This window comes from Nocardia carnea, from assembly GCF_029868325.1.
GTDB lineage: Bacteria > Actinomycetota > Actinomycetes > Mycobacteriales > Mycobacteriaceae > Nocardia > Nocardia carnea_C.
On sequence record NZ_JARWNW010000259.1, the window covers coordinates 66,181 to 76,978 of the forward strand.

Annotated in this window: 8 protein-coding genes and 1 pseudogene; 5 read left to right on the forward strand and 4 right to left on the reverse strand. The window is 69.2% G+C overall.

Annotation, left to right across the window (positions count from 1 at the left end; all coding sequences use genetic code 11):
• Window positions 1-48 precede the first annotated feature (48 nt).
• Complete coding sequence (locus QH196_RS23695) at window positions 49-2,037, forward strand: erythromycin esterase family protein (RefSeq protein WP_280418021.1); 1,989 nt, start codon at window positions 49-51, stop codon at window positions 2,035-2,037.
• A 36-nt stretch (window positions 2,038-2,073) separates the two neighbouring features.
• Here QH196_RS23695 and QH196_RS23700 read toward each other — a convergent pair whose 3' ends face one another.
• The 3 genes from QH196_RS23700 to QH196_RS23710 all read right to left on the reverse strand — a co-directional run bounded on the left by QH196_RS23700 (window position 2,074) and on the right by QH196_RS23710 (window position 5,726).
• Complete coding sequence (locus tag QH196_RS23700; protein ID WP_280418022.1) at window positions 2,074-4,119, reverse strand: CocE/NonD family hydrolase; 2,046 nt, start codon at window positions 4,117-4,119, stop codon at window positions 2,074-2,076.
• 2 nt (window positions 4,120-4,121) lie between these two features.
• Window positions 4,122-5,390 (reverse strand): ATP-grasp domain-containing protein, encoded by a 1,269-nt coding sequence (locus QH196_RS23705; RefSeq protein ID WP_280418023.1) that lies wholly within the window; start codon window positions 5,388-5,390, stop codon window positions 4,122-4,124.
• Window positions 5,391-5,540: 150 nt separating this feature from the next.
• Window positions 5,541-5,726 carry a DUF2795 domain-containing protein gene (locus QH196_RS23710; protein ID WP_280418024.1) on the reverse strand — a complete coding sequence of 62 codons (186 nt, stop codon included), beginning with the start codon at window positions 5,724-5,726 and terminating at the stop codon, window positions 5,541-5,543.
• A 290-nt stretch (window positions 5,727-6,016) separates the two neighbouring features.
• On the opposite strand from QH196_RS23710, the gene QH196_RS23715 reads away from it, so the two are divergent.
• The 3 genes from QH196_RS23715 to QH196_RS23725 all read left to right on the forward strand — a co-directional run bounded on the left by QH196_RS23715 (window position 6,017) and on the right by QH196_RS23725 (window position 10,268).
• Entirely contained in the window at window positions 6,017-6,559 is a 543-nt protein-coding gene (locus QH196_RS23715; protein ID WP_280418025.1) for an STAS domain-containing protein, read from the forward strand.
• 103 nt (window positions 6,560-6,662) lie between these two features.
• Window positions 6,663-9,122: an ATP-dependent helicase HrpB gene (gene hrpB / locus QH196_RS23720; RefSeq protein WP_280418026.1), complete on the forward strand. Its 2,460-nt coding sequence runs from the start codon at window positions 6,663-6,665 to the stop codon at window positions 9,120-9,122.
• Between the two features lie 189 nt (window positions 9,123-9,311).
• On the forward strand, window positions 9,312-10,268 hold the full coding sequence (locus tag QH196_RS23725; RefSeq protein ID WP_280418027.1) for a peptidase: 957 nt from the start codon (window positions 9,312-9,314) through the stop codon (window positions 10,266-10,268).
• Window positions 10,269-10,288: 20 nt separating this feature from the next.
• On the opposite strand, the gene QH196_RS23730 is transcribed toward QH196_RS23725, so the two are convergent.
• Window positions 10,289-10,651, reverse strand: coding sequence for a hypothetical protein (locus QH196_RS23730; RefSeq protein WP_280418031.1), 363 nt, complete (start codon window positions 10,649-10,651; stop codon window positions 10,289-10,291).
• Here QH196_RS23730 and QH196_RS23735 point away from each other — a divergent pair.
• A pseudogene (locus tag QH196_RS23735) lies at window positions 10,571-10,798 on the forward strand (hypothetical protein); the annotation flags it as partial. The gene QH196_RS23730 and the pseudogene QH196_RS23735 overlap by 81 nt on opposite strands.

Here is a 10,798-nt window from a genome sequence, read left to right on the forward strand (position 1 = left end):
CCCCGACCTGCCCTGTTTGCCCAGGACCGCACCGGGTAGCGCGCCTACATGGCGACAAGCGCTTACCGTGACCGTCGTGAGGCCGGCCGGACGCTCGCGACGCTACTCGACCGTTTCCACGATCCGGATACCATCGTCCTGGCTCTGCCGCGGGGCGGTGTGCCGGTGGCTTACGAGGTGGCGCAGGCGCTGGGGGCACCGCTCGATGTCCTGGTCGTACGCAGACTCGGCTCCCCGGGTAATTCGGAGCTGGCGCTGGGCGCGATCGCCAGCGGCGGGGTTCTGGTCACCAACCGTGATGTTCTCGCCGCTGAGCGGGTCGGCCCCGATGTCCTGGAGCGGATAGCCCGCGCGGAGGGCCGGGAACTGCGCCGCCGGGAACAGGCCTACCGGGGTGAGCGGCCGCTGCTCGATGTCACGGGCCGCACGGTGATCCTGGTGGACGACGGCCTGGCGACCGGCGCGACGATGGATGCGGCGGTGCGCACGGTGTACCGGATGCATCCGGCGCGGGTGGTCGTCGCGGTACCCGTCGCCCTCGAAGCCACGTGTGCCGGGCTGCGCGGACGCGTGGACGATATGGTCTGCGCGCGCGTACCCGCCGGTTTCGCCGGGGTGAGCGCCGAGTACCAGGACTTCACCCAGAGCTCCGACCAGGAGATCCGCGACCTGCTCGACCGGGCCGCGCAGCTCCCGGCGGGCGAACAGCAGGCCGCCGCAACCGGCCCGGAGGTGGGTGTCCGGTCCGCCGCCATCCCGCTGCCCGACGGCGTCCCGTCCGACGATGTCCTGCTGGACCTGGTGGGTGACGCCCGGTACGTGCTGATCGGCGAGGCCACGCACGGCACCTCGGAGTTCTACGCCGCCCGGGCCCGGATGACCCGCACCCTCATCGAACGCGCCGGTTTCGACGCAGTGGCCGTGGAGGCCGACTGGCCCGACGCCCACCGCGCGAACCGCTATATCCGCGGCCGCGGCGACGACGGTGACGCCGAGCAGGCGCTGCGCGGTTTCCAGCGTTTCCCGATGTGGATGTGGCGCAATACCGTGGTCCGCGATTTCGTGGAATGGCTGCGCGAATACAACCGGCGCGACCCGGCACGCACCGCCGGCTTCTACGGCCTCGACCTCTACAGCATGCGCCGCTCCGCCGCGGAGGTGATCGGCTACTTGGACCGTGTCGACCCCGCGGCCGCGCGGCGGGCCCGCGACCGGTATGCCTGTTTCGACCAGCACACCGATGAACAGCACTACGGTTACGCTGCGGCGTTCGGGGCCGGCGAGGATTGTGCGGACGCAGTGGTCGCGCAGCTGGCGGACCTGCAACGGATGAGCACCCGGGATCTGCGTACCGACGGGCAAGCAGACCCCGACGAACAGTTCTACGCCGAACAGAACGCCCGCCTCGTCGCGGCGGCCGAGCAGTACTACCGGGCGATGTTCGGTTCCCGCGTATCGTCGTGGAATCTGCGCGACGAGCATATGTTCGCCACCCTCACGGCATTACGCGGACATCTGCGGCAGCGCACCGGCTCCGACGCGAAAATCGTGGTGTGGGCGCATAATTCGCATCTCGGCGACGCACGCGCCACGGAACTCGGGTCGGCCGGAGAGTTGAATCTGGGCCAGCTGGTCCGGCAGAACTGTCCCGGCGAATCCCGCATCCTCGGTTTCACCACCCACACCGGCACCGTGCTGGCCGCCGACGAATGGGACGGCCCGCCCAGGGTGAAGCGAGTGCGGCCGTCGCTGCCGGGCAGCGTGGAGAATCTGTTGCACCGCACCGGGATCGAACGGTTCCTGTTGCGTTTCGATCGCGAACCGGTCGCCGCGCTCGACGCGCCCCAGCTCGAACGCGCGATCGGGGTGGTCTACCGTCCGGACAACGAACGGCGCAGCCACTACTTCCATGCCCGGCCCGCGGACCGGTTCGACGCGTTGCTGCATATCGACGAAACCAGCGCCCTGACCCCGCTGGACCTCATCGCACACCGCGGGCCGGACGAACCCGGGGACACCTACCCGCACGCCGTCTGACCAGCGTCACACCCCCATCCGGCCCGCGAGCGTGTGCTACACCAGGTCGCGGGGGATCCGGCGATGCCAGTTCTGTGAGTACACCCGCTTCTGCGCCGTACGCGGATCGGCGGCGGGATCGTCGAGTTCGTAGGCGTCGAGTTCGGCATCGAGCAGGAATTCCTCCGACGTGCAGCGCAATGTGGTGTGGGTGGTGACCTCGGTACGCCAGTCCGCGCGCTCGAACCGGCGCACGGTGCGGGTCTCACCCCAGACCGATTCCGGGTCGTTACCGCGGAAGCTGAACCATTCGGTGGTCGCCCGGCGCACGACGGTATCGGTATCGTCGAGCCGGATCGTGCCCTGGTCGTTCTCGATCTCCAGGGTGGAAACCCCCGTCGCCAGATCGCGTTCGACCTTCCAGTGATGCCGCCCGGGTTCCAGATGCGTCGACGGCGCCTCGGGCGCGGCCTCGGCCGGTTCGAACGGGCGCAACCGGCGGTCCTCGTCGCGCGGCGGCCGGTGCGGTAGCGTCAGCGCGCTCTCCCCGGTGGTGATCGTGAGCATCGCCGCTTCCGGTGACGGCCAGGCCAGCGGCCAATACGACGACGAGATCGACAACCGGATCCGGTGGCCGGGCGGGAAGGAATGCGCCATCCCGTTCAACGGCACCCGCACGCGGTACGCGCGGCCCGGTTGCAGTGCCTCCGGCGCCGCGCTGCCGTCTCGGTGGGTGAGGTTGAGCAGCCCGTAGGTCACCCGGGTGGCCTCACCGTTGGGGGCGACATCGGACAGCCGGGCCGCCACCATCGCGTTGGGCCGGTCGGCCGAAACCGTCAGTTCCAGGGCGGGGACACCCAGTACTTCGAACGTCTCGTCCAGCGGTTCGGTTTCGAAGACCAGTGAGCCGCCGTCTTCTTCCCGCTGGTCCGCCGGCAGGTCCGGGGTGGCCGCATAGGAGGCCCATTTCCCGGCGAACATACCGACGCTCAACGGCGACTGCACATCCATCCGGCGGTGCTCGGCATGGTCGGCGTCTTCGGTGAGGGCGTACCGGGTGAGCGTGAAGCGCCGCGGGGTCGTATTCGGCGACGGCCAGCCCGGTTCACCCACCCAGCGGCCGGGCCGGTCGGCGTAGGACGGCTGCGGCGAAACACTGTCCTGCATCCACGCCCGCAGCATCGGCTCGTCCATGACCCCGGTATCGCGGCCCTTGAGCCAGTGATCCCACCAGCGCACCGTCTCCTGCAGAAACCCGATCGCCGGGCCGGGTACACCCAGGTGCGGATACTTGTGACCCCACGGCCCGATCAGTCCGCGCCGGGGCACCTCGAGGTGTTCCAGCAACCGGAAGATCGCGTTGGTGTACCCGTCGGCCCATCCGCCGACGGCCAGTACCGGGCAGTGCACCGCGCGGTAGTCCTCGTTCACCGAGGCCCGTTTCCAGTAGTCGTCGCGATGCTGGTGTTCCAGCCAGTTCTCGATCCACAGGCCGCTGCCCGCCAGGCGTTCGTGCCACAGTTCGCGCCAGCGGTCGCCGACGATCGCCGGGTCCGGCGGCAGGCTGTTGAACGCGAACATCACCGTCGCCTCGGACAGATTGTCCGAGAGCAGGCAGCCACCCATGTAGTGCATATTGTCGACATAGAGGTCTTCGGTCGCCGATGCGCTGATGATCGCCTTCAGGGCCGGCGGCCGGCGCGCGGCCACCTGCAGGCTGTTGAAACCGCCCCAGGAGATACCCATCATCCCGACCTTGCCGTCGCACCACGGCTGCGCGGCCAGCCATTCGATCACATCGCAGGCGTCCTCGTGTTCGACCGGCAGGTATTCGTCGCACAGGACACCGTCGGAATCACCGCTGCCGCGCAGGTCCACGCGCACACTCACATAGCCGTGCCCGGCCAGGTACGGATGGTTCAGGGCGTCCCGGGCGCGGGTGAGATCCCGTTTCCGATAAGGGATGTACTCCAATACCGCCGGCATCGGTTCGTCGGTATCGGGCCGCCAGATACGGGCGGCGAGACGCGCGCCGTCGCGCATCGGGATGAAAACGTTCTCGGTCTCGGTAACCCGGTAGGGGAAAGTATCGACGGTGTGCAACCTCAGTGGACCTCCTCGAATTCGAACGGCAGCGCCGCGATGGCGTCGTGGTAGCGCTGCTCGAGCCGTTCGGCGTCGGGGGCACCGATGTAAAGGGTGGCGAGTTTGTATCGGTAGGCGTCCTGATTCGGCATTCCCGAGAGCTTCTCCCCGACCTCCACATCGATCTTCACCACGGTGCCCGGGAAACGCTCACGCAATGCCGCGATCTCGTCCTCGTTCGGGACCCTGGTGACGATCCCGTCCTCGTAGCGCGGCACCAGGCACTGCGCGGCCACCGCGAATTCGCCTTTCCGGTGCGGCATCCGCGGCGGAATACCGAGTGCCACATCGATGGCGACGAGATGATTGGAACTACCGTCCACCTTCGCGAACAGATCGCTGTGCGATTGCGAGATCCGGGTGTTGACCTCGATGAGCCACAGCTTCCCGGTCTCGGCGTCCCACATGAATTCGGAGTTGAAGCAGCCGTTGTCGAAACCGGTGTGGCGCAGATAGCGCTCGGTCACCTCGATCATCCGCTGCTGTACGTCCGGCGGCACCGACCGCGCCGGATAGTCGAGATGGGTGAAACTGCGTTCCTCGGCGTCGCGGCGCATATCGAACACCCCGTGCACGTGATAGTCGCCGCGGAACATCGAACCCTCGGGCGCGGCCTGCGTACCGGTGACGATCTCCTCGGCCAGGCAGGTACGCCCACCGGCCATCCGGATATCGCCGGGGACCTCGACCCGTGCCAGCGCCCGGTCGAAGGGGTCGGCGATCCGGCCGATCTCCTCCCGGATCTGCTGGACTGCGGAGACGAAGGTCTCCGGGTCCGGGACCTCGAACCCCAACTGCGAGGAATGCGATTTGATCGGTTTCACCCAGAACGGAAACGGGATATCGATATCGTCGAGCGCTTCGTCGTCGAACGGGTCGAACGCACAGAATTTCGGAACGCATTCGGGTACGACTTCGCGTTGCAGTACCCGGCTCCAGTATTTGTGCTCGTTCTTCAGAACGCTTTCCAGGGTCGGTGCGGGCAGCCCGAATTCGCGCGCGAGGAGAGGCACGATCACACTGGTGGGGAAATCCCAGTGCGCGATAACGGCATCCACCGGACCGTCGAAAGCATGTAGCTCCGCGCGAGCCCGATCCAGTAAATCGTCGAAATCCAATTCGTCGGCGGATATCAACGATTCGTAATCGAGCAGCCCGTGTACGGATATTCCCCCCGGAATATCGATCGTTCCTATTTCGCCGCGCTGGGTCTCGGTGAGAGCCGGCACGAAAATATTCTTCTTCACCCGCGCCGGATATCCCGGATGGTCCGGGTCAAACGTGGTGTCCCTGTTCACGCCGATGCGGGGGCGGCAGCGACCGGGTGGGGCCCACCGTGCCGGTACGGCCCCACCCGGATGACCCGCTGCGCTCGCGGATCAGAAGATTGCCTGGCTGACCGCGTTCGGCCCGTCGAACGTCCGGTCCGGAAGCCCCTCGAGGGCGTGCAGTACCTCCGCATCGGCTCCGTTGTTCTCCGCGGCGGCAACCAAGCCGTCACGATCGCACGGGTAGTCGATACCGGAGAGATACTTCTGGACCTGAACGGGGCTGATCTGACTCATGGTGAACTCCCTTCTCGAAGGTTGGGGACGCACAATGCGGCGAAGAGCCGGCCCGGCGGAGCCCGGTTGCCCCCGGTCCCGACCGGCGACGGCGCTGCCGCCGGCGAGCGGCCTACCCGGCGGCGAACCGGGTAAACCCGCACCGAAGAGAAGGCAGCGAGATCGCATCGACCCCGCCCGTACCCGGTCGAGTGGGCTAGGGTGGGACACAGTCACGGGTTCACCTTGAGACATGCAGGGTCGGCGTGACCGCGATGCGCGAACGCATCCTGAGCCGAGTCGGGTGCCTTATGAATGCCGATACCAGCTCCTCGTCCTTCGCTTCGGCCCATGCCGCGTCCTCGTCTACGCGCTCGCCCGAGCAACAACTACTCTTCCGGGTCCGGCGCCGCGGCGAGATCGTCGTCCTGTCGGTCCGGGGTCAAGCCGACGCGTACACACTGTCGCTGTGGCGGCGGGAAGTAGGTAAGGCCGTCGAGACGGCGGCGGCCGGGCGCGGCGCGCTGATCGTCGACACCACCAGGCTCGACTTCCTGTCGCTGCGCACCCTCGCGGCGCTGGCCGAGGACGCGCAACACTATCGGCGCGACGGTGTCGAGATATGCCTGGTCACGCCGAACCCGCGCATCGCCCACCTCGCCGGCGGCGACCCGCGCATCGTCCACCTAGCGGTCTGCACGACGGTGGTCGGCGCACTGACCTCCCTGCAACTTCGCCGGCAGACCGAACGCCGGCCCGCGCGCCCGCAGCCGTACCGGCCCCCGCAGATCAACCGCGAAGAACCGGACACCGAGCACGACCGCCTGCTCAGTGAGCTCGCGCGGCGCAACTGATCCATAACATCGCGGCGGCACCCGGCCGGACCGAGACCGGCCGGCCGAGCAGGTCGAGCGGTGGATGTGGCAGCCCGGAGCCGAGGTATCAGACTGTTCGGTAATGAAACTGCCCGAGCTTCCCGATCTACCGATCCGTGGTGTTCTCGACCGTATTGTCGAAACGCTGACCGAACACGAGACGGCCGTCCTGGTCGCCCCGCCCGGAACCGGCAAAACCACCCTCGTCCCGTTGGCGCTGGCCGCGAGTATCGAAGGCCGGGTGCTCGTAGCCGAGCCCCGGCGGCTGGCGGCGCGGGCCGCGGCCGGGCGGATGGCCGCGCTGCTGGGTGAACAGGTGGGTGAGACCGTCGGTTACTCCGTCCGGGGAGATCGCCGGATAGGGCGGCGGACCCGGATCGAGGTCGTGACATCCGGGCTGCTGGTCCGGCGGTTACAGGACGACCCCGACCTGGCGGGCGTCGATACCGTCGTTCTCGACGAATGTCATGAACGGCATCTCGACGCGGACCTGCTGCTGGCATTGCTCCTCGATGCCCGGGCCGGACTGCGACCGGATCTGCGGGTGCTCGCCACCTCGGCGACCGTCGCCGCCGACCGGCTGGCGACGCTGCTCGGTGCCGACCATCCGGCGCCGGTGGTACAGGTCGAGGGCCGCACCCATCCTGTCGATACGACATACCTTCCGGCGCTGCCCCGCGAGCGCAAGGAAGCACAGGTCGCCCGCGCCACCCGGGACGCGCTCGCCGGAACCGACGGCGACATCCTGGTCTTCCTCCCCGGCGCCGCCGAGATCCGCCGGACGGCGGCACTTCTGGCCGGCCTCGGCGACGTCGATATCCTTCCCCTGCACGGCCGGCTCTCGGCCGCGCACCAGGACACCGTGCTGCGGCCCGGCCCACGACGGCGCGTGGTGCTGTCCACGGCGGTGGCGGAGTCCAGTCTGACCGTGCCCGGCGTCCGGGCCGTCGTGGATTCGGGACTCGCCCGCGTGCCGCGTATCGATCGGTCGCGCGGACTGGCCGGACTGGCCACGGTCCGGGTGTCGGCGGCGGTGGCCGGCCAGCGCGCCGGGCGGGCCGGTCGCGAGGCACCGGGCCGGGTGTGGCGCTGCTGGCCGGAATACGAACACGCCACCCTGCCCGCCTATCCCGAGCCGGAGATCCGCACCGCCGACCTGACCAGGTTGGCATTGGAGCTGGCGTGCTGGGGTACCGCCGACGGACACGGCCTCACCTGGTGGGACGCACCGCCACCGGGCGGTCTGGCGGCCGGGCGCGAAGTTCTGCGAGTACTGGGTGCCGTGGACGAAGACGGCCAGGTCACCGACCGCGGGCGGCGGATGGCCCGGATCGGGTTGCATCCCCGGCTGGCACGCGCACTGCTCGACGGTGCGGCCGTCGTCGGGGCGCGCACTGCCGCGGAAGTGGTCACCGTCCTCGACGACGACACCCATACGTCCGGCGTCGATCTGGCGGCCGGGCTGCGGACGCTGCGGCGCGAGCAGCCGGCGCGCTGGCGACGCGAGGTCGAGCGGCTGACCCGTACGGTCGAGGGACCGGAGGGGGCCGATGATCCCGCCTACGTCGTCGCGCTGGCCCATCCCGAACGGCTGGCCCGCCGCCGCGGCCCGGACTCCGCGAGCTACCTCATGGCCGGCGGCACCGCCGTGACACTGCCCGCCGGCGCTGGAACGGGCGACGCGGAATGGCTGGCGGTCGGTGTCGCCACGCGTGATCCCGGCCGGTCCGACGGATATATCCGGCTGGCGGCGGTCGCCGATGAACAGCTCGCGCGCCGCGCCGCGGCGAACCTGATCACGACTGCCGACGAAATCGAGTGGGCCGACGGTGATGTGGTCGCGCGGCGGATCGAACGCCTGGGCGCGATCACCTTGTCCGAACGACCCCTCCGCGACCCCGATCGCGCCCAGCTGGCCGCGGCGGTGCGGCGCGGGCTGACCTCGGCCGGTCTCGGCCTGCTGTCCTGGGACACGGACGCCGTCGCCCTGCGGCAGCGCCTCGATTTCCTGCACCGCACCCTCGGCGCCCCGTGGCCACCGGTCGACGACGAATCGTTGCTTGCCGCCGCCGACACCTGGCTGGGTCCCGAACTCGCCGCCGCCCGCCGCCGCGCCGACCTCGAACGTATCGACGCCGGGCAGGCACTGCAGCGCCTGCTCCCCTGGCCGGACGCTGCCCGGATGGACGAACTGGCCCCCGACCGCCTCGAGGTGCCCTCCGGCAGCCGCCTCCGCCTCGACTACGCGGCCGACCAACCGGTGCTGGCTGTCAAGGTGCAGGAAGTCTTCGGCTGGAAGGAGACACCGCGCCTGGCCCGGGGACGGGTCCCGATCGTGCTGCATCTGCTCTCCCCCGCCCGGCGCCCGGTGGCGGTCACCGCGGACCTCGCGTCGTTCTGGCATACCGGCTGGCCGCAGGTCCGCGCCGACCTCCGCGGCCGCTATCCCAAGCACGCCTGGCCGGAGGATCCCACCACCGTGCCTGCTCACCGGGGTACGGCCCGCAACGCAGGTCGCGACCGGCCGGCGGCACCACGCTGAGCCCCGACTCCGGCCGACCGGGCGGGCAGACCTCCACCCCGCACTCTTCCCGGCCAGGTGCGGTGGCGGGTCACACCGCAGACGACACCGTGGAACCGGCCGACACCCTGGATATTTGCGCTGAGGTTGCCGGTGCCGCAGACTCGATGCGGGCAACGGTCCTGCTCAGCTCGCACCGGGAGGTCACGGGTGACGGTCTATCGCATGCTCGCACTTGCCGCAGCCGTGGTACTCGCCGTGGCGGGTTGCGGCGACGACCCGAACACCGGCACCACCCGGTCCCCGGCGATCCCCGCCCCGCCGCCGCAATTCTGGTCGGCACCCGCCGACACCCCGCAGCAGCAGGCCGCCGTCGCCCAGGCGACGCGCCAGATCGACGTCTGCGCCCTCCTCCCCCGCGATACCCTCGACGACCTGGACCTCGGCGAAATCCAGGACATAACGATCGGCCTGGACTCGTGCCGCGCCACCCTCGGCGACCCGGCCCCCGCCGAAGCCGCCACCCTCACCTGGCATTCGACCCTGCTGCCCCCGCTGGCTCCGCGACTCGGTATCGACAAACATCTCGGCGACGTGCACGTCCTGCTGGTCCCCGACCGCGACCCCGGCGCCCGCGCCTGCGGCGCCACCGCCCGCTTCCCCTCGGGCGCGGCCTTCTACCTCGGCCTCTCCGTCCCGAACCGCGATTCGTGTACGGTCGCCGACGGTTTGCTGCCCGGTATGATCGACCGCTGGCGGCAGTCGCCGCCTCAGGGCAGCTCCCCCGATACCGTCGACACCGTCCTGCTCGGCGCCGACCCGTGCGCCGTCCGCGCGAAACTCGACGGCACCGCCGATACCGACGAACGCCGGCTCACCCAATGCCTGTTCCGGTATCGCGACGAAACCGTCACCGTGGCCTACGACTACCGCGTCACCGACCAGGTGCGGGCCCGCGCCACCGAGGAGAAGATCGACGACCGCACCGTCTTCCGCACGACCTCGCTCTACGACAGCAGGATCCCGATCTACTCCGCCGTCGTCGGCCCCGAATTACCTACCGGCAGCACAGTCGTTCCGCGCGTACCGGCCGTCGAAGTCACCTCGGCCACCGACGACGTCGCCCGCCAGGTGATGTCGCAGGTTCTGACGCTCTTCCCGCAGTAAAAGCTCCAGCTGCGCATTACTCACTCGGGCAGCCGTCGTTCACACTCCTCGAACGGTGTACCCGAGTCGAAGCAGTCGGCCAAACCGCTCTGCACATCGCCGGACGTAGGCGGTTCACCGCACAGGATCCCGCACCGCTGATCCCCCGGAACCTCCGAACCGTCGGGATAGCGACAGCCGTCCTCGGCGCACGTGTACTCGCGAGTGTTGGGATCCCTGGGTATCGGGTCCGGCGAATACGACCAGACGAACGCATCGGTCGCCTCCACCTGGGTGCAGTAGACAGTGCGGCCGTCCTCCACATGCGCGACCGTGCCGGGCTCCTCGCAGTATTCGTTCAGTACAACGAGCTGCCCGGGCGGTGCACTGTCGGGAGCGGCCACCGCCGGCCCACCCGGGGGGGCTGGGGCTCGGCAAACCTGCCCAAACACCCGCCACTGCCGCGGATGACGGCGCTGAAACTACTGAATCGGGAGATGTTCTTCGATAAGGAGGTGCGCGCCAGATTCGAACGGGAGGCCGATCTGGTC